At 38.9% G+C, this 24,156-nt stretch carries 29 protein-coding genes; 13 read left to right on the top strand and 16 right to left on the bottom strand.

Translation table 11 applies throughout. The features are described 5' to 3' along the window. Positions 1 to 235: 235 nt before the first annotated feature. From ntdP to fabL, 4 genes are all read right to left on the bottom strand, one after another. Positions 236 to 769, bottom strand: coding sequence for a nucleoside tri-diphosphate phosphatase (gene ntdP, locus BK575_RS00580; protein WP_028397069.1), 534 nt, complete (start codon positions 767 to 769; stop codon positions 236 to 238). A 377-nt stretch (positions 770 to 1,146) separates the two neighbouring features. Next, complete coding sequence (locus BK575_RS00575) at positions 1,147 to 1,392, bottom strand: YgaB family protein (protein WP_028397070.1); 246 nt, start codon at positions 1,390 to 1,392, stop codon at positions 1,147 to 1,149. Positions 1,393 to 1,685: 293 nt separating this feature from the next. Further along, positions 1,686 to 1,883, bottom strand: a complete 198-nt coding sequence (locus BK575_RS00570; RefSeq protein WP_078408438.1) for a gamma-type small acid-soluble spore protein — start codon at positions 1,881 to 1,883, stop codon at positions 1,686 to 1,688. 66 nt (positions 1,884 to 1,949) lie between these two features. After that, a complete protein-coding gene (gene fabL / locus BK575_RS00565) occupies positions 1,950 to 2,699 on the bottom strand; it encodes an enoyl-[acyl-carrier-protein] reductase FabL (protein WP_078408437.1) in 750 nt (249 codons plus the stop codon). 180 nt (positions 2,700 to 2,879) lie between these two features. Here fabL and BK575_RS00560 point away from each other — a divergent pair, with 180 nt between their 5' ends. Then, entirely contained in the window at positions 2,880 to 3,104 is a 225-nt protein-coding gene (locus tag BK575_RS00560; protein WP_078408436.1) for a hypothetical protein, read from the top strand. 75 nt (positions 3,105 to 3,179) lie between these two features. Here BK575_RS00560 and mutY read toward each other — a convergent pair whose 3' ends face one another. Continuing rightward, positions 3,180 to 4,283, bottom strand: a complete 1,104-nt coding sequence (gene mutY, locus BK575_RS00555) for an A/G-specific adenine glycosylase (protein ID WP_078408435.1) — start codon at positions 4,281 to 4,283, stop codon at positions 3,180 to 3,182. A 179-nt stretch (positions 4,284 to 4,462) separates the two neighbouring features. Here mutY and BK575_RS00550 point away from each other — a divergent pair, with 179 nt between their 5' ends. Beyond that, the gene (locus BK575_RS00550) at positions 4,463 to 5,443 is read left to right on the top strand and encodes a metal-dependent hydrolase (RefSeq protein ID WP_169907462.1); all 981 of its coding nucleotides are present in this window, start codon (positions 4,463 to 4,465) and stop codon (positions 5,441 to 5,443) included. Positions 5,444 to 5,565: 122 nt separating this feature from the next. On the opposite strand, the gene BK575_RS00545 is transcribed toward BK575_RS00550, so the two are convergent. Then, positions 5,566 to 5,835, bottom strand: coding sequence for a YfhJ family protein (locus tag BK575_RS00545; protein WP_078414588.1), 270 nt, complete (start codon positions 5,833 to 5,835; stop codon positions 5,566 to 5,568). A gap of 131 nt (positions 5,836 to 5,966) precedes the next feature. Here BK575_RS00545 and BK575_RS00540 point away from each other — a divergent pair, with 131 nt between their 5' ends. Together BK575_RS00540 and BK575_RS00535 are read left to right on the top strand one after the other, a co-directional pair. Next, on the top strand, positions 5,967 to 6,125 hold the full coding sequence (locus tag BK575_RS00540) for a small, acid-soluble spore protein K (RefSeq protein WP_078408433.1): 159 nt from the start codon (positions 5,967 to 5,969) through the stop codon (positions 6,123 to 6,125). 29 nt (positions 6,126 to 6,154) lie between these two features. After that, entirely contained in the window at positions 6,155 to 6,316 is a 162-nt protein-coding gene (locus tag BK575_RS00535; RefSeq protein ID WP_078408432.1) for a YpzG family protein, read from the top strand. A gap of 127 nt (positions 6,317 to 6,443) precedes the next feature. Here the strand turns inward: BK575_RS00535 and BK575_RS00530 are convergent, their stop codons facing one another. Next, on the bottom strand, positions 6,444 to 6,758 hold the full coding sequence (locus tag BK575_RS00530) for a YfhH family protein (protein ID WP_078408431.1): 315 nt from the start codon (positions 6,756 to 6,758) through the stop codon (positions 6,444 to 6,446). A 262-nt stretch (positions 6,759 to 7,020) separates the two neighbouring features. On the opposite strand from BK575_RS00530, the gene BK575_RS00525 reads away from it, so the two are divergent. Next, positions 7,021 to 7,677, top strand: coding sequence for an SDR family NAD(P)-dependent oxidoreductase (locus BK575_RS00525; RefSeq protein WP_078408430.1), 657 nt, complete (start codon positions 7,021 to 7,023; stop codon positions 7,675 to 7,677). Between the two features lie 137 nt (positions 7,678 to 7,814). Here the strand turns inward: BK575_RS00525 and recX are convergent, their stop codons facing one another. Next, entirely contained in the window at positions 7,815 to 8,627 is an 813-nt protein-coding gene (recX, locus tag BK575_RS00520; RefSeq protein ID WP_078408429.1) for a recombination regulator RecX, read from the bottom strand. A gap of 166 nt (positions 8,628 to 8,793) precedes the next feature. On the opposite strand from recX, the gene BK575_RS00515 reads away from it, so the two are divergent. The 5 genes from BK575_RS00515 to BK575_RS00495 all read left to right on the top strand — a co-directional run bounded on the left by BK575_RS00515 (position 8,794) and on the right by BK575_RS00495 (position 12,390). Beyond that, positions 8,794 to 9,672 carry a TIGR01777 family oxidoreductase gene (locus tag BK575_RS00515; RefSeq protein WP_078408428.1) on the top strand — a complete coding sequence of 293 codons (879 nt, stop codon included), beginning with the start codon at positions 8,794 to 8,796 and terminating at the stop codon, positions 9,670 to 9,672. A 34-nt stretch (positions 9,673 to 9,706) separates the two neighbouring features. Next, entirely contained in the window at positions 9,707 to 10,834 is a 1,128-nt protein-coding gene (locus tag BK575_RS00510; protein ID WP_078408427.1) for an amidohydrolase, read from the top strand. A gap of 263 nt (positions 10,835 to 11,097) precedes the next feature. After that, positions 11,098 to 11,655 (top strand): GNAT family N-acetyltransferase, encoded by a 558-nt coding sequence (locus BK575_RS00505; protein ID WP_078408426.1) that lies wholly within the window; start codon positions 11,098 to 11,100, stop codon positions 11,653 to 11,655. Positions 11,656 to 11,983: 328 nt separating this feature from the next. Next, the gene (locus BK575_RS00500) at positions 11,984 to 12,112 is read left to right on the top strand and encodes a YfhE family protein (protein WP_078408425.1); all 129 of its coding nucleotides are present in this window, start codon (positions 11,984 to 11,986) and stop codon (positions 12,110 to 12,112) included. Between the two features lie 89 nt (positions 12,113 to 12,201). Continuing rightward, a complete protein-coding gene (locus tag BK575_RS00495; protein WP_078408424.1) occupies positions 12,202 to 12,390 on the top strand; it encodes a YfhD family protein in 189 nt (62 codons plus the stop codon). A 499-nt stretch (positions 12,391 to 12,889) separates the two neighbouring features. Here BK575_RS00495 and BK575_RS00490 read toward each other — a convergent pair whose 3' ends face one another. From BK575_RS00490 to BK575_RS00470, 5 genes are all read right to left on the bottom strand, one after another. Continuing rightward, positions 12,890 to 13,231, bottom strand: coding sequence for a zinc ribbon domain-containing protein YjdM (locus tag BK575_RS00490; RefSeq protein ID WP_078408423.1), 342 nt, complete (start codon positions 13,229 to 13,231; stop codon positions 12,890 to 12,892). A 36-nt stretch (positions 13,232 to 13,267) separates the two neighbouring features. Continuing rightward, entirely contained in the window at positions 13,268 to 14,650 is a 1,383-nt protein-coding gene (gene rlmD, locus BK575_RS00485; RefSeq protein ID WP_078408422.1) for a 23S rRNA (uracil(1939)-C(5))-methyltransferase RlmD, read from the bottom strand. A 445-nt stretch (positions 14,651 to 15,095) separates the two neighbouring features. Next, entirely contained in the window at positions 15,096 to 15,857 is a 762-nt protein-coding gene (gene pdaA, locus BK575_RS00480; RefSeq protein WP_078414587.1) for a delta-lactam-biosynthetic de-N-acetylase, read from the bottom strand. Positions 15,858 to 16,105: 248 nt separating this feature from the next. Further along, positions 16,106 to 17,647, bottom strand: coding sequence for a fumarate hydratase (locus tag BK575_RS00475; RefSeq protein WP_078408421.1), 1,542 nt, complete (start codon positions 17,645 to 17,647; stop codon positions 16,106 to 16,108). Positions 17,648 to 17,795: 148 nt separating this feature from the next. Next, positions 17,796 to 17,981 (bottom strand): SE1561 family protein, encoded by a 186-nt coding sequence (locus tag BK575_RS00470; RefSeq protein WP_078408420.1) that lies wholly within the window; start codon positions 17,979 to 17,981, stop codon positions 17,796 to 17,798. 120 nt (positions 17,982 to 18,101) lie between these two features. On the opposite strand from BK575_RS00470, the gene yfkAB reads away from it, so the two are divergent. Then, positions 18,102 to 19,229 carry a radical SAM/CxCxxxxC motif protein YfkAB gene (gene yfkAB / locus BK575_RS00465; RefSeq protein ID WP_078408419.1) on the top strand — a complete coding sequence of 376 codons (1,128 nt, stop codon included), beginning with the start codon at positions 18,102 to 18,104 and terminating at the stop codon, positions 19,227 to 19,229. Positions 19,230 to 19,328: 99 nt separating this feature from the next. Here the strand turns inward: yfkAB and BK575_RS00460 are convergent, their stop codons facing one another. Together BK575_RS00460 and cax are read right to left on the bottom strand one after the other, a co-directional pair. Beyond that, the gene (locus BK575_RS00460; RefSeq protein WP_204524847.1) at positions 19,329 to 20,141 is read right to left on the bottom strand and encodes a YfkD famly protein; all 813 of its coding nucleotides are present in this window, start codon (positions 20,139 to 20,141) and stop codon (positions 19,329 to 19,331) included. A gap of 336 nt (positions 20,142 to 20,477) precedes the next feature. Further along, complete coding sequence (cax, locus tag BK575_RS00455; protein ID WP_078408417.1) at positions 20,478 to 21,533, bottom strand: calcium/proton exchanger; 1,056 nt, start codon at positions 21,531 to 21,533, stop codon at positions 20,478 to 20,480. A gap of 237 nt (positions 21,534 to 21,770) precedes the next feature. On the opposite strand from cax, the gene BK575_RS00450 reads away from it, so the two are divergent. Next, complete coding sequence (locus tag BK575_RS00450; RefSeq protein WP_078408416.1) at positions 21,771 to 22,187, top strand: pyridoxamine 5'-phosphate oxidase family protein; 417 nt, start codon at positions 21,771 to 21,773, stop codon at positions 22,185 to 22,187. Positions 22,188 to 22,268: 81 nt separating this feature from the next. Here the strand turns inward: BK575_RS00450 and BK575_RS00445 are convergent, their stop codons facing one another. Then, the gene (locus BK575_RS00445) at positions 22,269 to 22,652 is read right to left on the bottom strand and encodes an OsmC family protein (protein WP_078408415.1); all 384 of its coding nucleotides are present in this window, start codon (positions 22,650 to 22,652) and stop codon (positions 22,269 to 22,271) included. Between the two features lie 224 nt (positions 22,653 to 22,876). Between BK575_RS00445 and BK575_RS00440 the strand changes: the two genes are divergently transcribed. Then, the gene (locus BK575_RS00440; RefSeq protein WP_078408414.1) at positions 22,877 to 24,049 is read left to right on the top strand and encodes an MFS transporter; all 1,173 of its coding nucleotides are present in this window, start codon (positions 22,877 to 22,879) and stop codon (positions 24,047 to 24,049) included. Positions 24,050 to 24,156 lie beyond the last annotated feature (107 nt).

The following is a 24,156-nucleotide window of genomic DNA, read 5'->3' as shown; positions in this document are numbered from 1 at the left end:
AAGAAAAGTGCAAGCGCACTGTTTAGCCCCGACAAGCGCTGGAGCTGGACATCTCTGATTTTTCCCCACTTAAAAGCGGCTGTCCCATAAGTTATAAACGGGCCGCAAGAATAATTTTTGCTAAAAGGACCCATCACAGAATCCTTGATTTTACTTGATTCTCATGAAGGGTCCTTTCAGCAGGATGACTCAAAAGATATTTTTTAACCTTTTGAGTCATCCTTTTCGGCTAGACTTAAGGATTCCGGTAAGTTAAATATCGCTCATACCAAGTATCAATAAAATCAGGTGCAAATGGTCCTTTTCGCTGGCGAATCCAATTTTTTAATGTTTCTACATTTTCGTGTAAAATACGATCAATCACATCCGGATAATTCATTTGCTGGCGATGGCGTTCATATTCGTCTTCGTCGAGCAGTACATATGTCATATCCGGAAAAACCTTAATATCCAAATCATAGTCAATATACTTCAATGCTTCCTCATCATGAATGAACGGCGAGCTAATGTTACAATAATAATAAATGCCGTCTTCCCTAAGCATTCCAATAATGTTAAACCAATAGTTCGCGTGAAAATAACAAATGGCTGGTTCACGGGTAATCCACGTCCGTCCATCTGACTCCGTCACAACCGTACGGTCATTACCGCCTATTACCATACTTCTGGAACCTTTTAAAATAGTCGTGGCATCCCATATACGGTGTATTTTCCCATTATGTTTATAGCTATGTATTTGAATTGTTTCTCCTTCGATGGGAAAGCCCATTTTTACTCCCCTACTTTCCTTTAGCGCTTTCTAAACCTCCGACGTACAGGACATCGCGCTTTTAGAATATATTCGTTTAGTAATCCGTCATAATATAAATCTTAGCATGTATATGTCGTTTTTTCCCTATTTATATTATTATAGCGATTTAAGAGCCAATTTAAAACAAAGAGGATGGGTCAAAAGGGAAAAAGAAACCCTTTTGATCCATCCTCCTAAAAAGCCCCATCAGGAAAACCCAGTAAGACCAAGGTTTTTGTGACGGGGCCCTTCGGTAAAAATCAGTTCTTGTGGTTGGCTAAAGAATTACGGAAAGCCTCTTATGTTTATATGCAAATGATAAATCCCTTGCAAACCGTTCCAAAAACAAAGCTCCCTTATGACACAGTCGCTTGATACGTTTTTATAATTTCAGCAGTCTGTTCCTCAAAAGTCCTTTGAATTTCTCTTAACTGTATTTTCATGGAGGTAATTTCTTCACGAACACTCTTTAGTTGGGCTTCCTCTTGCAGCTTTTGAAGTTCAAATTCAATTTCCTGACACCGCTCAATTTCCGATTGCAAGAACAGTAACTGATCCATCGTTTCTAACTGTTGACCCACCAATAGATCGAAATGACTCATTTTTTCCCCCTCCTTATACACTTGCAGCACCATATCTTTACCGTACTTACATTCTTGCTTCAATGCGTTGAATCCTTTGACGAGATATGTAGACTTTCAAGAAGTTTTGTCGCTCCCGCTACTTTCATAAGAAATCAAACAACCCGTCTTCCAACTAAGAACAGCTATGCCTTGCGGGACTACCTTCGAAATCCTTGCCACCCATGGTTCTTCCTTGACCGCGACAATAAAAGTTTGGACGCACTGAAAAAAGGTACTCCCACGAATGAGGAAGTACCTTTTTGGTTAGTCAATTAAGAATTTTGTTGTTTTTTTGCTTGTGCTTGAGCATTTTGCTGTTTCACTTCTTGTACGTTAGTTTCAGAAGCGAATTCAGTGCCGAATTGGCCTGCTGCACCTGCACTTGCAGATTGAGCATTTTGTTGTTTTACGTGTTGTACGTTAGTACCAGAAACTGTTTTGTTAGCTTGGTTTTGAAAGTTGTTTGCCATTGTTAATCACCTCCACGACAATTAATCTGCCCCGGAGGTAAAAGAACTATCCATAAAATTATTTCTTTACATCATTAGCGAGCGTCCGCCATCTACAATGATGGTTTGACCGCGAATCATACTTGCGGCATCCGAGATTAAAAACATAACCGCATTAGCCAAATCAGCTGTTTCGACCATTCTTCCAGCAGGAGTATTCGCTTTTGCATCTTCCAGCAGTTCGTCTCTATTCGGAAAATGTTTGAGAGCGTCTGTATCTACCGCTCCCCCTGAAACCGCATTGACCACAATGTTTTTAGCCGCCAATTCAATTGCCAAATAACGTGTAAGGGCTTCGAGAGCCGCTTTAGAGACTCCGACGGTTGTGTAATTTTCCAAGTATCGAATCGAGCCGAGAGAACTAATGGTCACAATTTTTCCTCCGCCCGTTTTTTCCATCAATTTGGCTGCTTGTTGTGCACAAAATAAAAAAGCTTTGCTGTTAATATCCATCGTCCAATCCCAATGACTTTCTTCAAGTTCCATGGCTGGGCGCAATACACCTGAAGCGGCATTGCTGATAAACACATCCAGTCTGCCAAAAACCGCATCGATTTCAGCAAACATTTCTTTAATTTTATCTACTTTACCAACATTCGCCCGTACGATTAACACTTTTCTTCCAAGTGCTTCTATTTCCTTTGCCGTTTCTTCAGCTGCTGCTTTGCTTCTGGCATAGTTGATAACAAGATCATATCCTTCCTTTGCCAAACGCAGAGCGGTTTCTTTCCCAATCCCTCTGCTGCTTCCTGTAACAAGAGCTACTTTTTGTGACAACCTAATCACTCCTTAAAATTCCATCGTTACTTGTATTGTATAGGAAACAAGCTTTTTTGCCAAAATAAAGCGAAACGAGCCATGGACAGAATTTTTACGTTCATGGTTAGTTAGGCCCGCACGATGCGGGATAAAAACAAATTGACAAAGTCATCTTACTAAAATAGAGGTGAACGACACATGTATGTAGGTCGTGACATGACGGAATTATCCATGACTTCCAAAAAGGAATGGAAAGACAGTGAATTACAATATTTTCATCATTCACTTCAACAAATGGTTCCTTATTTGAATGCAGAAGGACAGACCATTCATCGTGAAATCATAAAAGAGATTGAAGCAAGAGGCGGGATGAGACGCCAAGAAGCGGACTACACCCATGGCACAAAAATCTCCTACGATTAATCACTCATTAAAAACTTTGATATGTTCAAACCTTAATGAAGGTTGATTTTCATTAGGCGGCTTTTAAAGGATACCTCATCCTTTGAAAGCCGCTTCTTTAAAGGCCTTTAAAATATTTTGATGAGAAACCGGAAAAGCATAGTCTTTTAATTCCTCAAACGTTACTTTTTTCATGATAGGCGTTTCTTCAATCTCTGAATCCAGCGTCCCTCGATAAACTTGTATATTCCATACAAGGTGGGAAAAAACATGCTGAATGGATGCAAACGGTTCATGCAAGGATACTTTCACACGATAATCGGTCCATACATACGCTCTAAATTGTTCTTGTTCCGAACCCGCTCCTTCTGCCATTTCTACATTGGGAAATTCCCATAGATTCGCCAGCAAGCCTTTTCCCGGTCGTTTATGAATCAATACTTTCCCTTCTTCATCGGTTAACACGGCGGCTGTGAGTTGAACCGTTTTAGATGATTTCTTTTTGGATTTGACAGGAAGTTCTGTCTGTACTCCTTCATGGAAAGCCCGGCAATGTTCACGTACAGGACATAACAAGCAAGACGGAGACGTTGGTGTACAAACAATGGCACCCAATTCCATTAATCCTTGATTGAAATAAGAAGGGTTGTCTTTAGCAATGATGAGACGGACCACATCTTCAAACAACTTCCTTGTTTTCGGTTTCGCGATATCATCCCAAATGGAAAGAATACGGGAGAGAACCCGCATAACATTTCCGTCTACCGCCGGCTCCGGGACTCCATATGCGATACTTAAAACGGCTCCTGTTGTATAAGGTCCTACCCCCTTAAGCTTTGAAATTTCTGCAGCCGTATCCGGTACCTTTCCTCCATACTGTTCTTGTACTTCTTTTACTGCAGTCTGTAAATTACGAACACGCGAATAATAGCCGAGTCCTTCCCATGCTTTTAATACTTTTTCTTCATCTGCATTAGCTAAACTTTCAAGGGAAGGAAACTGTTGAATAAAATTGTTGAAATAAGGAATGACTGTATCTACTCGTGTTTGCTGCAACATAACTTCGGATACCCATACCTTATAAGGATCTTGATTTTCTCTCCACGGTAAAATGCGCTGTTCTTGTTCAAACCATGAAATGAGATCATCCTGAAACTGTTTTATGTTAAAATGATTTACAATATCTTTACTTTGTTTCACGTTATATCCTCCGAGGTATTACTATAAATATAATGTAGTCCTTCAATCAGCTGGAGTTTGCCATCTGTTAGAGAGGGAATAAACTATCTTATATAGTTTAATTAAAGATAAAAAAATTTACTAATAATAAGATGAACATTGGCGAGGTAATCAACATCATAAAAAAGGAGGTTGTGCCTTTGGATACTGGTACTCATATTACGATGGGTATTGCATTGGGAGGACTGGCTACCCTTGATCCGGTTGCAGCATCACATCCCGCTACCGCTCAAGCAATCATGGTTGGAGCCATTGCCGGATCCCTTGCACCTGATTTGGATACCATTTTAAAGTTGCAAAATAATGCGACATACATTCGCAATCACCGCGGTATTACCCATTCTATTCCGGCCGTCATGCTATGGCCGTTACTAATTATTTTAATTGTTACATTCTTTTTTCCAACCGCCAATCTTTTACATTTATGGGCATGGACATTCACGGCTGTTATCCTTCATGTGTTTGTGGATATTTTTAATGCATATGGAACACAAGCACTTCGGCCTTTTACGAAAAAATGGATTGCATTGGGCATTATTAATACGTTCGATCCCTTTATTTTCCTCGTTCATATCGCAGGAATTATCGCTTGGGGATTAGGTGCCCATCCCGGCTATACATTTTTGATTGTCTATGCCATTCTTGTGATATATTATATCGTACGCTTTCGAATGCAAAGAAACGTGGCTAAGGCTGTGCATGCAAAAATTCCGCATGTCACAAGCCTCATTATTTCTCCAACGCTTCGATTTTCTCATTGGCATTTAGCGATTACGGCCAAGAACCATTTTTATGTAGGACGCGCAATCAAAAACAAAGTGATTGTTTATGATGAGTTCGATAAAGTACCGATTCCTGAATCAGATATTATCGATGCAGCAAAGGAAGATCGTAATTTATCCGCTTTTCTCTCTTTTTCCCCTGTTTACCGGTGGGAGATTGAAGAGTATAACGATCATATTGAAGTACGATTTATCGACCTGCGATACAGAAGCAAAGGCTATTACCCATTTGTGGCCGTTGTTCAGCTCGATTATGACTTAAATATTATTTGTTCTTATACAGGGTGGATTTTCAGCGAACAAAAACTGCGCAAAAAACTGGATTATTTACCCAACTAAAACAACCCTCTCTTGCTGGCAAACGAATATCCTCTTTAACCGAATAAGAAGAAAAACAATAAAAACAGCTGAACCGTCTTCTCAATCCTGCAGAAGACGGTTCATTTAGTTACTTCCCTTTATTAATGAGTGAGGTGATCATCTCGATTAATTAAATGTTTATATTTAGGATTTTCCGTTTTCATTTCATGCAAAACAGGACCATACTGCTGAATCCAGCGTCTTACGATTTGTTCTGTCATTTCTGGACCACGGTATTTTCGACCGGCTTTTGCATATGTGCTTTCAAAATCCTCCCACATCAATTCAATCCATGTCCGAGCTTGTGCATAAGATAATTTCTCATTCTTCTCCACTAATAAATCTGTAAGCCGTTTAAATGTATCCTCCATATTTTCCACCTCTTTTACCAATATTGTTTCAGGAATTTCACACATAGCGGCTCGCTTTTGAATCATACTAATCATGCGTGCCTGAAAAGCGCACGCATTTAATAAACCCTCTTAAAAAGGAGAGGATTACCATGAGGAATAAACAAAACGGTTTTCCAAACCAGCATACCCAGAAATTTGAAGGTGAACCAAGAGCAAAAGCAGAATTCGCCTCTAAACGAGCAAACGGTACCATCAATACACATCCACAAGAAAGAATGCACGCTTCTAATCAACGAACAGACGAATAGAAAAGCAAATCATGTTGGAGGTGTTTCGTTTGGGCAAAAACACAAACAAAAAATTTTTTGATAACCGACATTCCAATCCGTTTCAACAACCGTGGGCAAACCCGAAACATGCTCATGCACAGGTAAACGGACAAACGCAGCAAACTCAAGATTTAATTATTTTACAACATGAAGCCCGAAAACGATCTTAACATTTTTTTTCAAAAATGAGTGTGACGAAAAGTTCTTTTTAAGTCACATGGGAAAAGGGGCCGCCAGCAAAATCACATTGATTGACAGGCGGCCCATTCCTATTTTCAATAAGCGTAACTTACCCCTTCATTTTTTCAATATCGAAATCGGCAGTGCCTCTTCTTTCATATTCGCTCCAAGACGAAAACCCCATGCAAACACACCGTTCATATAATCAATCTTGAAGTAAGTACCGGGATCACCTTCAATTTCATATACCTCACCCGCTTTAAACTCATCTGGATTCAATAAATAAGATTTAGCAAGAAGAATTTTTCGCTCAAGAACGGCAAACTCATTAACCATTCCCATTTGTTCCGCTTTTCTTGCTTTTTCTTGAAGCGAACCAATTTCTTGTTTTAATTCCAACTCGCTCATATCGCTGTATCGTTTGTCCTGCATTCTATTTCCCCTTTCCATCTCCCGAATGTATTAACGCAAATATTGCCTTTGCATTACAGCCTTTTCTTATGTTAGTATACGAAAACACTTGAGAGAAGCGCAAGGCGCCCGCCTATTTAAAATCAGCATCAGACGAGTTGAGTATGCCTTAATCTAGATTGAGTACTCATGTTTTCTAACAAGAAACAAAAGATATTGCATGTTCCTGCTTTTATCATCCACAATACATAGATGGAAAACAAAAAAAGAAAGGGGATTTACCATGAAAACAGTCTTGATTACAGGTGCTGGAACAGGTTTAGGAAGAGAATTGGCCCTGCTCTATTCAAAAGACAACTACCATGCTATTTTAGCGGGTCGAACGTTGTCTAAGCTTGAAGAAACGAAACGTCTCATTGAACAAGAGAATGGAAAAGCCCACATATATAAGCTGGATATTCAAAATCCAAAACAGGATATCGACAACCTTCTACTTTCACATGAAGTAGACGTGTTAATCAATAATGCAGGAACAGGATATTTCGGAGCGTTTGAACAATTAAAAGAAGAGGAAATAAACGAGATGATTGACACCAACGTCAAAGGAACCATTTTTGTCACGCAGGCTCTCATCAAGCATCTTTTTTCAAGACCAAGCGGTAAAATCATCAACATCATTTCTACAGCCGGGTTAAGAGGGAAAGTGAACGAATCGGTATATGCAGCAAGTAAATTTGCTGTTCGCGGCTTCACAGAAAGCCTCCAAAAAGAATATGAGGGTACAACTATATCCATAATCGGAGCATATATGGGCGGAATGGATACCCCGTTTTGGGATGCCACAGACCATATAAAAGACAAAAGTCGTTTAAAGCCGCCAAGTGACATTGCAAGAATCATTTATGAAAACCAGCATAAAAACGAAGATATTACCCTATAGGTTGACGCAAAAGGAGAAAACAGCCCTTTGCGTCAACCTACTGAAAGGCTCCGTCCTTAAAAATCCAGTAAAACCAAATGATTTCATGACGGGGGCTTTCAGTGTGCAAAAACAAGAATATTATATTTCCACTGCGGTTACTCTTGATCTTTTAATTCTTCTAACAGCCGTTCGATATGTTCAAGGGAAAAACCTTTTCGGTATAAGGCTTGTTTCATTCTCCGTTCATATTCCCATCCACTATATTTCTCATAACGGCGATGAACCTTTAATCCTTGATATTTTAACGCTTCCCATTCCTCTTCGTCCTCTTTTTCCACATCCCACTCGTCAAATAGCTGTTGAATGATGGAAAAGGAATAGCCTTTTTGTTGAAGCGCCTGTTCAATTTTTTGCCTTAGAGCTGTCGCAGATAACTTTTGATGTTTCCCCTTTACTTTCTCTGCAACCTTAAGAGCAGTTTGAAGTTGGTCATTCGAACAAAAATCGAGTAAACTAATATTAATATACTCTTTATCAATTCCTTTTTCTTTTAACTCTTGCCGAATGAGATTCGGTCCCTTGACTGTCGTATTGATTTGCGTACGCGCATATGCTTTGGCAAACTCCAAATCATCCAGATAGCGCTGTTCATCCAACTTATGGATAATTTCTCGAATAACCATTTCTCCGACATCTTTTGATTTTAAATAAACAGATACTTCCTTTTTTGACCTCATTCGATAAGATAAATAATTTAAGGCTAAGTTGTAGGCTTTTTTGACTTCATCCGCATACTGTATTTCAGTCAAATCAAGGTCATCAATCTCTTTTCCCTTTTTCAGCTGAAATTTGACAAGGACATACTCATCAACACTAAAGCCGAATTCTTCGCCTTTTCCATAATCAAGATATACGTTATATCGCTCTTTATTTTTTGCTTGAGTGGTTATTTTTGTAATAATTGGCACAACTAACATCCCATTTCATACAATTTATTCCGCTTCGTCAAGAAAATTGGGTTCATTGACGAGAGCTTCTCTTCTTCCTTAACAATATACAAACTGCATGCATGTTTCAACGTTTGAATACATGGTGAAAAACATTGATAACAAATTATAAACAGGAGCTGATAACATGAAAATTGTTATTGCAGGCGGTACGGGCTTTGTCGGAAAAGCATTAACAGCTTCTTTTTCCACTCAGCAACATGATATATGGATTTTAACAAGACGTCCCCGCCCATCTTCAGAAAAGATTCATTATATCGAGTGGGAGCATGCCTCATCCATCGTTCAAGAGGCTGATGTTGTGATCAATTTGGCTGGAGTCTCCTTAAATAGCGGACGCTGGACCAAAGAAACGAAAAATGCCATTGTTAATAGTCGGATATCCACTACGAAACAGTTGGTTGAAATGATGAAAAATACTCCCAAAAAAGTATTTATTAATGCCAGTGCTGTCGGTTTTTATGGCACCTCAAAAAACGCTTCATTTACGGAGTCATCCCCTTCCGGTGGAGAGGACTTTCTATCGAATACCGTGAAAGCATGGGAAGAGGAAGCGCTAAAAGCCACACAATATAATATACGCACAGTTCTTACCCGTTTTGGGATTATCCTTAGCAAAAATGAAGGCGCATTCCCTAAAATGCTGATCCCATACCAGCTTTTTGCCGGAGGAACGGTCGGCTCAGGTGAACAATGGGTATCGTGGGTCCATATTGAAGACGTTGTCCGCATTATATCCTTTATCATCGACCATGAAGAACTAGATGGTCCTGTCAATGTGACTGCTCCCCATCCTGTTAAAATGAAGGAATTTGGCCAAGCGATAGCGAATGTAATAAATCGGCCTCATTGGCTTCCAGTACCGGAATTTGCCCTTAAAATGCTTTTAGGCGAAATGAGTGTATTAATTTTAAAAGGACAACGAGTTTTACCTCAAAAATTAGGCGAACACCATTACACTTTTTCATATGATAAACTAAAGGGAGCATTAAAACATTTAACATAAAGTTTGCAACTGTAGATAGGAGTTTTAGTTTAGTATGAAAAAGGTTTTATTTAAAAATGCGACCATTTATCCTATTACCTCCTCTGTATTATCACATCATGACTTACTGGTGGAAGATGGGAAAATCAAAGAAATCAGTCCTTATATCATCCCCTCAGAAGACATGGAAATTATTGATTGCAGCAATCAATATCTTTTCCCGGGTTTCATCGATGTCCATACCCATCTCGGCCTCTATGATGAAGGCACAGGATGGGCTGGAAACGATGCCAATGAAACAATTGAGCCTCTTACCCCTCATATTCGAGCCCTGGATGGTGTCCACCCTCTCGATCCTGGATTTCAAGACGCCGTACAGTATGGGATTACAACCGTTCATATTATGCCTGGAAGCGCGAACGTTATTGGAGGAACTACTTCGGTCATTAAAACAACAGGAAAAAACATTTCTGACATGTTAATACAGAAGACGGCTGGATTAAAAATTGCGCTTGGTGAAAATCCAAAACGCATTCACAGTCATGGCAATAAAGAATCGATTACGCGTATGGGCATTATGGGAATGCTGCGTGAAGCTTTCTACGGGGCTAAGTATTGCGATAATGTGGATGATTTACGTGTGAAACCGATCATTCGAGCGCTCAAACGTGAGATACCCGTTCGGATTCATGCGCACCGTGCTGATGATATCATCTCCGCCTTGCGCTTTGCAGAGGAATTCGATTTAGACGTTCGGATTGAGCATTGTACAGAAGGACATTTAATAGCGGAAGAACTGACGGGAAAAAACCTTAAAGTCTGCGTAGGTCCAACTTTAACAAGGCGCTCTAAAATTGAATTAAAAAATAAGAATTGGAAAACCTACCAAGCTCTTTGTGACCATGGTGTAGAAGTATCCATTACAACGGATCACCCGTACACCCCGATTCAATATCTTAATATTTGTGCTTCTCTCGCTGTACGAGAAGGACTCGATGAACAAAAAGCACTAGAAGGAATCACCATTAATCCCGCTAAAAACTTACGTGTAGATAATCGAGTCGGCAGTTTAGAAACAGGCAAAGATGCAGATATAGTCATATGGAACCATCATCCGTTTCATTACTTAGCTAAGCCAATTTTAACCATGATTAATGGTGAAATATTATTTAAAAAAAATTAACAAATTATCTATTTCTTTTTTAAATTTTTTTTAGTATGATACGTATGGTAAGAGTCATCTTTTCATCAAAAGTTGCTTACAATTGGATAAAACATTCAAATACATTCCGTTTATTTTGAATGGGAAGGCAAATGGTGCGCCACCAGTCGTTACTGGTTCTAGTGGGTTCGATTCCCACCCCGAAATTTTTTAATCTTTTATAAAAAATTTCGAGGGTGGGGGGCCAACAGTCGTGGTCTGCCCTCGAGTGGGAGGGAAACATTATGTTAAAAAAACGTGACTTACATGACTGTCAGGCTTTATATGAACTAATGGTGCATCCGGACGTCTTCCCTTTTGTGCGTCATAAAGCCCATTCTTACGAGGAGTTTTTATTTATTACAAAACAAACATTAGAAGCGGAAGAACACGGGGAAATTATTTCTCGTACGATTACAGACGAATGGGGCAATCCAATTGGTACGATCAATTTATTTGATGTACAAGATAATGCCGGGTTTCTTGGTACATGGCTGGGAAAGCCGTATCACGGAAAAGGCTATAATCAAATAGCAAAAGAAGCATTTTTTAATGAACTGTTTTACGAGCTGGGAATCGAACGTATTTTCATGCGCATTCGTAAAGTTAACGTTCGCTCCATGAAAGCAGCGGAAAAGCTTCCTTACGTGACATTAGCAAATGAAACAAGCAAAAGCCTTTACGAAGAAATCAACCAAAAAGGGGACATCTATAATTTATATGAAATCTCCAAAGACCTTTACACATTATACATTTTACGAAACGGCCAAGAACTTCAAGAAGAGCACCTTAAGGAAGCATAATAAAAATTCGAGAAAGTTCTCTTTTATAGATAGGATGTTGAAACTCCCTGAAAAAGAGACGGCATTCTCAATAATAGAAGCGAAACAGCTAAACGGTTTGAAACCATACAGTTAAGAGGTATCTGAAAGCACAGAAATCGTGCAATGTTCAGATACCTCTTTTTTACCCCGTATTAACGGGCATTAAGACCCCACTGAGAGAAGTTTTCCTTAGCCCTCTTTCGTGGAGAAAATAGCCATCAACGTGAAATCATTTGTTTGAAATGGAAATAGATTGGTCAAAATAGGAAATGTAAAGAACAACTATATTGACTTGGAGGGATTGAACATGGCTGAAAAGAAAAAACGTGACAAAACAAAAAGTACGTTAAGCAGCTGTCAAGAAGTATCTTATGCTCGGGATTTCAAGATGGCAGATCAGGCAGGCGGATATACCCCTAAAAAAGCGAGACATTAAGCTGACAATATCTTTCATACATACCGCCCTCCTTTTAACACACAATATGAAAGAACAATTGTTCAAATGTTTTAAAGGAGGGCTTTCAAATGGGCAGATCTCGCGGTGGAGGATCTAAAAGTAAAGCAAACTTGCCTCAAGTACCGAAGAATTTAAAATCAGATGGATATGATGTAGAATTTTCCATGGAGAAAGCGGATCAAGAGGATTTAGAGGCATTAGCAAGAGCCCAAGCAGCTGGAATTCGCGTCAATGAGATGAATAAAAGCAGAAGATAAAGAGAATTTTCATCCGTAGAGGGTTTACTCCCTGTTAGACAGGCAAAGTCAAAACCTTTTTTAACGGAGAATGTTAATTCCATTTATAATACGGGATAGTAAACATTTAACGATTTAGCGCTTACTTAATCGTTAAAATTGGATTATTACACAGACAAACGGAAAAGCAGAACACACAAGCTTTTCCGTTTGCTTTTTAATATTTCTTATTCACCTTTTAATTTTTATAAAAAGTTATTCATTATATATTCACACTTTTTATAAAAATTAAATATATACACATTTTTATCCACAACACTGTGGATATTGTGTATAAATTACATGCAACCTTCTATATTAGTGTTTCGGACATTTGTCATTTTTATAGGATTTTGTGCACAAATTATGTGGATATTGTGTATAACTCTGTGAATATCCTATAAATAAAGGTTTATCATAAGGATAAAATTGTGGATAAAATATATTTTATCCAATTCGTTCTTGTTGTCTTAAACCGTATTTATACCTTTTTAACAAATTCAGACTTTAATTGCATGGCTCCAAATCCATCAATTTTGCAATCAATATCATGATCTCCTTCAACTAAACGGATATTTTTTACTTTCGTACCGATTTTTACAACTGATGAACTTCCTTTTACTTTTAAATCTTTGATGACTGTTACAGAATCACCATCGTTTAAGATATTTCCGTTTGCATCTTTAACAACCGTTTTATTCTCACTATTTTCAGCTTCTGATTCTAAATTCCATTCATGAGCACATTCCGGACAAACGAAAAGACTTCCGTTTTCATAAGTGTACCCTGAATTACATTTTGGACAATTTGGCAAATTAGACATAATGTCATTTCCTCCATTCTTTTTGATTTATTCTAATTATTTAAGTAAAAGTTTAGTTACAGTTTCAACATGAGCAGTATGAGGAAACATATCCACAGGCTGAATGGATTCTACCTGATAAAATTTCGCCAGTTTTTCCACATCTTTTGCAAGAGTAGACGGGTTACATGACACATATACCACTTTTTTAGGTTTTACTTTTATAATGGATGTGAGCAGCTCTTTATCGCATCCTGTCCGAGGAGGATCGACGATGACCACATCTGGCTTCCACCCTTCTTTCACCCATTTCGGCATCCAGTGTTCCGCTTGTCCCACTACATATTTGGCATTATGGTATCCATGGTTTCGGGCATTTTTTTTCGCATCTTCAATAGACTCGGCAATGGTGTCCATTCCTCTAATCTCTTTTGCATCTTTAGCGAGCCATAAACCAATTGTACCTACACCGCAATATGCATCGACAACTTTTTCAGTTCCCGTTAAGCTGGCAGCTTTTTTCACCTCATCATAAAGCTTTACGGTTTGAATTGGATTCAGCTGGAAAAAGGCTCTTGCCGATAATTCAAACGAAAGATCTCCAAGAACTTCCTGAATGACCTCCTCACCTGCTAAATGAACCGTCTCCTCCCCAAAAATTAACGATGTTTTTCGCCCATTAATATTTTGCATAATGGATGTTACTTCAGGCAGGCGTTTCTTTATTTCCTCAATAAGCATATTTTTCCGTGGAATTTCCTTTTGACTCGTCACTAACACAACTTGTACTTCTCCTGTTTCAAACCCCACCCTTGAAATAATGGTACGAATGATGCCGCTTCGTTTACGTTCATCATAAACAGGAATTTGTAAATCTTGTAAAATCATTTTTATAACTGCCGTTACCTTATTGGTCGCACTATGTTGAATCGGACATGTTTCAATATCGATTAACTGATGTGAATTCAATCCGTAGAGTCCAGCAATCACCTTTTGATTTTTCATCCCCACTTGAAACTGCACTTTATTTCGATAACTCCAAGGCTCTTCCATTCCAATCGTATTGGCTACCTTTTGCTCGAGATTCTTCAGAGAACTATGTCTTTCAAAAGATTGCATGACAATATCCCGCTTTTGTTTAAGCTGGGATTCATATGTTAAATGCTGGAGTTGACATCCTCCACATTGTTCATAAATCGGACATACCGGTGCAATACGCTCCGGAGATTTCGTCTTAATACGCTTTACCTTTCCCTCTGCAAAATTGGGCTGAACATTCGTAATCTCTACAAATACCTCTTCATTTGGGAGCGCGCCCGGAACGAAAACCACTTGCTTTTTATAGTAACCGACACCTTCTCCGTTAATCCCCATTCTTTTAATGGTCAATAAAACGGTCTGCCCTTGCTTCATTTTGATGCCTGTATTTGTTTTGTTCATTTCTAAAACCTCAACTTATTTGTTTTTAAAAGCTTAAACATCTTCATACCTTAACATAGGGTTTTATTCCGGTAAAGGAGAAAACGGCACAACTCATACACGTTCTCCGTGTAACATATTTGAATTTGAATAAAAATAACTCTATTCACTTTAGTACATGATTTTCCTTATTTCGCTTTCATTATACCACTAAGAAAAGCAAAGGAATGTGTACTGGAACTATATAGATCGATTTAGAAAATTCGACATGACTAAAAAACGGCCATGCCGAACTTTCTAGACCTAAGCGGATTCGAGTTGTCCGGACCGCTGATTGTGAATATCTTTCGATAAACTGAAAACGTGTCTAGTTATTAAATGGAATGTATATAGACAAAACAAAAAGGAGGTGATCCAAAAGGGGTGATTTTGCCCTTTGGATCATCCTCTTATTTAATTAGAGGATCTATCTTGGCTGAAATAAAATAGGATTCACTTTAGCCTCATTCAATACATATTCATCCAGGCTATGAAATTCATATCCTTGCTTACGCAAATCCTCAATGGCTTGTGAAAGGGCTTCAGCATTATCTTTTGATACCGTATGAAGCAATAAAATGCAGCCTGGATGAATTTGACGCATAATGTTATCATACGAATATTTCCAGCCTTTCTGCTGATTCGTAATCCAATCAACAAAAGCGAGTGACCAAAAAGCTGTCGTATATCCTTCTTGCTTGGATAACGCTAACGTTCTTTCGCTGAAAATTCCACGGGGCGGTCGCAAGTATTTCATATCGTCACGGCCCGTAATTTGCTTATATTCATCTTTCACTTTTTGAAGTTCTTCTTTCAAACGCTTATCACTTACTTGAGTTAAGTCTGGATGATGCCATGAATGATTTCCGACAATATGTCCTTCTTTTACCATTCGTTTAACTAACTCTGGTTGATCTTTTAGATAATGGCCTGTAACAAAAAAAGCGGCAGGTACTTTTTTCTCTTTTAATACATCTAACACTTTTTCTGTATAACCATTTTCATATCCATTATCAAAGGTTAAGTAAATGTGTTTTTCCTTCGTATGTCCAATGTAAAAGGAATCATATTTAGCCAGCAACTCATCAAGTTCTTTACCAGCTGATGCAGGTTCGTGATTCTTGCTTTTAGCAAATCCCCAATGTATCGGTTTGTTGGAATACATACTCGCCAAAGTTCCCGTTTGCATGACAGAAAAACTAAGCCCTATCGTTAAACATAACAAAGAAATACGTTTAAACATGAGTATCACCCCTCTTGTTTTTTATTTTTAGTGTTTGTCTCAGCCACCCTTTCATGCACTGCATTGTTTTCCATAAAAGATGCTTCCATAAACGGGTAATTCTTTCAATTGAAAAAGGATAAGTTTGCTTTTCATTTAAAGAACAGTAAAACCCCCAATGTTTCATGTGAAACATTGGGGGTGAGAAAATATTTCTACTTGAATACCGGCTCTTTAAATTGGGCCAGTTTTTCAAGAGATGATTTATCTACATCTGCATGCAAGCTATTCCCATGTGAATCCATTGTTACTACCGCTTTAAAATCTTCTACACGGAGATGCCACATCGCTTCTGGAACACCGAATTCCATGAAGTTAACTCCCTCAACAGATTTGATACAATCTGCATAATATTGAGCTGCACCGCCGATAGCATTTAAATAAACACCGCCATGCTCTTTTAGTGCCGCTAATGTTTTCGGTCCCATACCGCCTTTACCAATAACGGCACGGATTCCAAATTTTTTCATGATGTCACCTTGGTAAGGCTCCTCGCGAATACTGGTTGTTGGACCAGCTGCCGCCACATGCCATTTACCATCTTCATCCTTGAGCATAACCGGGCCACAGTGATAGATAACTTGTCCATTTAAATCAACCGGACAATCATGATCACTTAAATATTTATGAATGGCATCGCGTCCGGTGTACATCATACCTGTAATGCGTACAACATCTCCTACCTTCAATTCACGAATTTGCTCTTCCGTGATTGGAGCTTGCAGCACCACCTCTTTTGTTTCAGAAGAAGTATCGGCTTGCTCTTCTGCCTGTTGCTCTTTCGAGAAGTCGATGAGTTCACCTTCTTGATAGAACCAGTCTTGGATATCCCCTGTCTCTGCATTCAGTTTCACACCTAAACGTCTGAACGCCCAGCAGTTATAAGCAACGGAAACGAAGAAGCTTGCCGGAATACGATTAATAACGCCCACTTTACAGCCAAGCAGCGTCGTTTCGCCGCCGAATCCCATCGTACCGATTCCAAGCTTATTAGCATTTTCCATTACGTACTCTTCAAGCTCTTTTAATGATTCGTTAGGGTTTACATCGTCTACACTTCGGAATAATTGCTCTTTTGCCAATTCATAGCCGGACGTACGGTCACCGCCGATGCCTACACCGATAAACCCAGCGCTGCATCCCTGCCCTTGAGCTTGATACACAGAATGTAAAATACATTTGCGAATGCCGTCTAAATCCCGTCCGGCTTTTCCTAATCCCTCAAGTTCACACGGCAAACTGTATTGAATGTTCTTGTTTTCACAGCCTCCACCTTTTAAAACGAGGCGTGCATCTATATAATCTTTTTCCCATTGTTCAAATTTAATGACAGGTGTACCCATTCCGAGGTTATCCCCGCTATTTTCCCCTGTCAGTGAATCAACCGAGTTCGGACGAAGCTTTCCATGTTTTGTAGCTTCTGCAATGGCCCAGTAAATAGCCTCTTTAATTTCCAATTGGTTCACACCAACCGGTGTTTTAATCTTGAACGTCGGCAAGCCGGTATCTTGGCAAATAGGCGAGATATTTTCGTCTGCCATGACAATATTATTTGTAATAGTAGCTAAAGACATTGCCGCACGTGTTCCCTCATTTTCTTGCGCCTTTGCTTTAGCGATAGCACGACGTACATCCTTTGGCAGCTTTGTTGATGTTTCGACAATCAGCTCATACATACTTTCGCGTAACTTATCCATTCCTAGTCTCCTCCCAATCCCCTATTAGTGTCGGTTTTCTAATATATAATCTACATTAAACATTATACTCCTTTGAATTTTTTAGCGAAAGACAAAATAAAAAGAGGATGTGTCAAAAAGGTAAAAGCACCTCTTTTGACACATCCTCCTATTTTGAGTCTTTTTTAAATTGTTCACATTTCATTTCTAAATCGTCAATCATTTGAATAAGGCGATCAATGTCCTCTAAGTCAGTATGTTCCGGCTCAATGGCATCTAATACATCTAGAAACATATTTAATCGCTGTTTTAAATAATCGACTTGTGCGTCTTTATCTTGAACTGCGTTTCCCATACGTTATTCGCTCCCTTCTTGCTTCTCACTTAATCCTAACGAATGAATTCATAATTGACAACTTCATTCAATAAATTTCATAATAGTCGTTGGCTTTCATTTTATTTAAAGGAGTCTTTTATGAATAAAATTTCATCACTTCAACCCATTACCCCTTCCTATGATCCATGGGAAGCTTATTTAGACATAAAACAATATGGCATGCCTACTTTAACCAATGTGGAGTTTACGACAACCACCCTTTGTAATATGCGATGTGAGCATTGTGCAGTAGGTTACACGCTGCAACCAAAAGACCCCGTCGCCCTCCCGATTGAATTGCTCATCAAACGTCTGGAGGAAATACCAACCCTTCGCTCATTGAGCATTACAGGAGGGGAGCCGATGCTCTCTATGTCTTCTGTCAAAAATTACGTTCTCCCTCTTTTAAAGTATGCCCGTGAACGAGGAGTACGTACGCAAATTAATTCAAACTTAACGTTGGATTTGTCACGTTACGAACTCATCGCTCCATATTTGGACGTATTGCATATTTCTCATAATTGGGGAACCATTGATGACTTTGCGGAAGGAGGATTTGCCATGATGGAGCGCAAACCAACTTATGAACAACGTGCGAAATATTTTGAGCGTATGATTGAGAACAGCAAAGCATTATCAAGAGCAGGCGTCATCGTGTCAGCTGAAACGATGTTAAACAAACGAACGCTTCCGCACATTGAACAGATCCATCGTCAAATTGTGGATGAGATGGAATGTAAGCGCCATGAAGTTCATCCCATGTATCCAAGCGATTTTGCCAGCACTCTTGAAACTTTATCGCTTGAAGACATGCGCTCCGCTATCCATCACTTATTAGACATTAGAGACGAAAATGTTTGGATGTTGTTTGGAACATTACCATTTTATCCTTGTAGTGATAACGACGAAAATTTAGACTTACTGAAACGACTGTATACAAGTAAAAATGTGACGGTACGAAATGATCCTGACGGTCGTTCTCGTTTAAATGTGAATATTTTTAACGGAGATATTATTGTAACGGATTTCGGAGATACTCCTCCTTTAGGCAATGTTCAAACACATACGCTTCAGGAAGCTTTTCAAACTTGGCAGCAATCTTCTCTCTCTGCGCAATTGAGCTGCCATTGCCCAAACGTACAATGCCTTGGACCAAATATTTTAGTAAAAAACAGCTACTATCCAACTGAAGACTTTACCAAAAAAACCTCTCGCCTATCTTTATAAGATACAATTCAACATTTGCTGCCCGATAAGAGCAGCATAAAGAGAGTGAGGCTGACTCAGAAGATTTTTCCCCCTTGAATCAGCCTTACTCTTTTTCTTCTATCTATGGTGATCATAAACCGCAAAGCCGAATGAAACATAATCTTGTACAGGGATCCACGCCCCGATTCCTTGAGAAGTAACGTTTTTTACGATAATCATTCGTTTTGTTCCTTTTAATACAAGGTATACCTCACCGTAAGTTACTTTCCCTTTTTCATTTACAGCAGGCGCATAACCGTATAAATAACCCACTTTTTTGGGCGGTACGTTATATACTTGGTCTTTCTTCGTTCCCGCTCCTATAACGGTGGTGAAAGCTAAAGGCAAATTCGTTTTTGACATTGCTTTTAACAGCATCATTTGCTTTACATGTTCTACGTTTGGAACTCTCGCTGTCAGCCCGCCCTTAATTTGCCTTTGCTCTTCTTGTTTATAGCGAATTTGGTAAGGCATTTTCCCTGCCCGATTATCAAAGAGATTCGCATTGATTCGTTGATATTCCCAATTTGTAGTCGTTTCTGTTGATTCATAATTCAATGGCCAGTGCCCTAAAAAAATGGTTGCTCGGGAGCCCAGCCCCAAAACGGATTTTGAAATTGTCGATTCATTCAGCATTCGAATCAAGTCAGGATTTTCGATTTTGACATTGGATGTATCCAATAACTCCTTGGCCAATTCACTTGGCTGTAAATACGGCATATCCTGTGTAGCATTAGGATATGTATTTTCTTTTGAGATATTTAAGGTTGAATTCGGCACCTTTACTGAAGAAGAGGTTTGCTGCTGGTTCCCTTCAGCCGCATATGCTTGAAATGGCGTGATACATAAAGAATAAAGAACAATAATTGACAATGATATCTTCCGAAGCATAGATAGGCTCCTTTCCATTCAAATCATCACGTATAGTTTTTTCAAAAACTTTTTTATTTATCCTCTCTTTCACGGAAAAATTATTCATTTCCAACTCAAAATGAAAACGTTAACAAAAATGTGGAATATTCAAAATAAATACCTCATATAGTCTTATTACATCCTTCAAAAAGAAAAGGAGGGAGACCTAGCCATTTAAAGACTTATACGACAGGGAGGGAGATTCTTAATACTTAATCAGCTTGAAAAAAGCCTTTGTCTTTCAAATGAAAGACAAAGGCTTTTTTCGTATATAATATAGAAGGCCGTGAGTGTACTTTACTCACGGCCTTCTATTTACAGTAGATAAAAACCGATTCCCATTATAACGTAGGCAGCCAAGAGCGTTGCTCCTTCAAACCAGTTTGTGTCGCCGTCATTAGAGATAACAATCATCAATAAAACCGCCGTGACCATTGAAATGAGTTCAGGCATAGTGAATACGAGAGGCATCGTTGTCGGAAATAAAAGTGAAACCAGGACAAGAACAGGCGCTACAAATAAAGCAATCTGCAATGTCGATCCCACAGCAATTTCAACCGCAATGTTCATTTTATTTTTATATGCCATGACAATCGCTGAGGCATGCTCTGCCGCATTTCCTACGATAGCAACGATAATAACCCCAATAAATAGTTCACTCCAACCAAACCGCTCAGCTACCACTTCAAATGTATGTACAAGATTTTCGGATACGTAAGCAACAGCAACTGTTGCTACAGCTAAAATGGCAAGAGCTTTTCCTTTTCCCCATTCTGCTTCTTCATGCTCTTCTACTTGATCACTTTTATGCTGATATACCCCGCGATGCGTAACCAAACGGAAAAATAGAGCCGATAAATAAAGCAAAATTAAGATGATAGAAATTCCAATACTTAATGTCAATGTTTTATCTTCAGGCATTCCCTGTGCAAACACTTCAGGAATGACAAATGCGACAATAACCGCAAACATCAACAGGCCGGAGTTATGGCGTGCATCATAGACGTTAAACTCCTGGCGCTTATATTTTAATCCGCCGACAAAAAAGGATAAACCTGCTACCAACAGCAAGTTTCCAAGAACAGAACCCGTTAACGAAGCCAGGACCACTTCCACAAGACCTTCTTTGAGAGCAAAGATCGAGATGATCAACTCAACTGCATTACCGAATGTCGCATTCAACAATCCTCCGATTTGAGGTCCTGCCACAACCGCCAAACTTTCTGTTGCTCTTCCCATGTAGCTGGCAAGTGCAATGATTGTTAAACAATAAATAACAAATAATAAAACAGGTGACCAGTGCATCAAGCTCCCAGCTACAGATAAAGGAACACCGATTAATACCGCCAGAAAAAATATCTTATTAACCATAATCAAGCACCTTCTTTTTTATTTTTTACCTTTTTTATTATAAGAATCGATAAACATTAAGAATAGGGGATTTTGGTATAATTTACATAAAAATTACTTTTTAAACTATTTCCTTTTCCTTTTACTTATAAACATCTTCTTTCTTAGTTATTCGCTTTTACTTTTATTTTCATGTTTAAAACTTTAGCCAATCAGGAAGATTAAGGATGGACATTTTTAAAATGAGGAGTTGAAGACATGTCAGAAGAGCTCAAAAATAAAGTTTTGACCATTTTAAGCAATCATAAAATCGGAACCTTAGCAACCATTCAAGACAACCGTCCCTATTCTCGATTTATGATATTTTTTCATGAAGATTTAGTATTATACACGGCAACCAATAAAGATACTCACAAGGTAGATGAAATTAAACAAAACCCAAATGTCCATGTATTACTAGGATATGAAGGAAAAGGATGGAATGATTCCTACGTTGAAATTGAAGCAACAGCTGCCATCTCTGATAATCAGGAGTTAAAAAACAAATATTGGAATGATTATTTAACGGAATGGCTAAGCAGTCCAGATGATCCAGACTATGTATTGCTTCAGCTTACGCCGGGAAGTATTCGCTATTACGAAAAAGCGGGGAGCAAACCAGAGGTACTTCAATAAAGGAAGTTTCCATGAATGGCGTTCTTACTGTTGTTTATGTGAGATCAAGAAGGGCCGGGATAAAGACCCTGGCCCTCGAATTCAGATAAGCTCAAAGCTCTCTGTCACTTCAATGCTTCCTACAACGGATTGAACCATTGGACAGTTTTTACGAGCAAGCTCCAATGATTGCTCTACTTTTTCTTTCGGTAAATTGTTTCCCTTTATTACATAATGAATATGGATTTTCTCAAGACGATTAGCTTTTTCTTCATTGCGTACAACCTCTGTTTGAATCGTCATATCCTCTACTTCAAGACGCTTCTTTTTCAAAATTTTACGTAAAACTCCTCCACTGCATACCGCAATCGACGAGACCATAAGCTGATATGGACGAAAACCGTATTCTTCTTCTCCTGCAATATGTAACTCCCCATACGGTAATTGGGCCGTAAATCCCGTCTCTGGTTTCATTTTGAATTCCATGTTTCTCACTCCTTTTCTTTGTTATAGCATAACCTTTTCAAGCATACAAATGATACAGCTGAACCACCAAATCAGTGCGGGGCAAAGAAAGCTTTCTTTAGGTGAGTTTCACTGCCTGTTAAATTCCCCAGATGTATATCCTGTATTAAAAATCTCTTGCAAGACGGTTCTACAACCTATACCATCAAAAAGAAATCATTTTATCAACCAGCGGAGATATACTTATGAAAATAAACAATATGCACCTTTGGATATTAGTCATGATCGTTGGCATTTCAGGTTTTTCTCAAGGCATGCTTCTGCCCGTTATTTCCATCATCTTTGAGCAAAGCGGGATTTCTTCTTCCCTAAACGGTTTGCATGCAACGGCCCTTTATATTGGCATTCTGCTGGCATCTCCTTTTATGGAACACCCATTGCGAAAATACGGATATAAGTCTTTTCTTCTTTATGGAGGCATGCTTGTTATCATTTGCCTCTTCTGTTTTCCTTTATGGAAATCATTTTGGTTTTGGTTCCTATTGCGATTATTTATCGGCATCGGAGATCATGCGCTGCATTTCGGTACTCAAACATGGATCACGTCTTCTTCCGCTTCCAATCAACTTGGCCGCAATATGTCGTATTATGGAATTTCTTTCGGACTTGGATTTGCTCTTGGACCTTCAATCGTTCCGCTTTTGCATCTCCATTCGTCTTTACCCTTTATAATTACAGGCCTGACAAGTTTAACTGTATGGTGCTTAATTTTTCTGTTAAAGAATGAATATCCAGCCCAAGACGATGCTTCCCCTTCTTTTTCAAGTACTGCAAGACGCTTCGGCCAAGTAATGAAATACGCTTGGATTTCACTGCTTTTACCTTTTTGTTATGGTTTTTTAGAGGCATCTCTTCATGGGAACTTTCCTGTTTACGCTTTACGAAAAGGCATTGCTATTGAAGAGGTTTCCATCATTCTCCCTGCCTTTGCCTTCGGGAGCATCGTGTCACAATTGCCGCTTGGAATTTTGAGTGATAAGTACGGGAGAAGAAATGTGTTAGTCTTCGTGTTGACTTCCGGGTTTCTAACCTTTTTATGTGCCAGTTTCGTGGAACAATCCACTATTGGCCTTGTAGCTTCTTTATTCACAGCCGGTATGCTTGTGGGGTCGACCTTTTCCCTTGGGATTAGTTATATGACAGATTTGCTCCCAAAACATTTGTTGCCTGCTGGAAATTTAATGTGTGGCATGGCTTTTGGCATCGGAAGTATAATAGGGCCTTTTATAGGCGGTTTATTCATTGAGTTTTCTCCAAATGCCAGCTTTTTTTATGTTATCAGCCTTATGTTATTATTTGCTCTTTTTGCCTTACAATCTTTCAAACAAAAAAAGTCGGTTTTCCATGATGCCGCTTAACGGATATAGGTAAATGGGACAATGCTTCCCGTTTACCTATATCCATTTACTTTTTTTGCCTATTTTTCAAAAAATTTAACACAAAAAGAATTTTCTGTTATATAATA

The organism is Priestia abyssalis (assembly GCF_002019595.1).
In the GTDB taxonomy this organism is placed as follows: domain Bacteria; phylum Bacillota; class Bacilli; order Bacillales; family Bacillaceae_H; genus Bacillus_BA; species Bacillus_BA abyssalis.
Note: the sequence above shows the minus strand (reverse complement) of the source record. Positions and strands in the feature narration are given on the sequence as shown.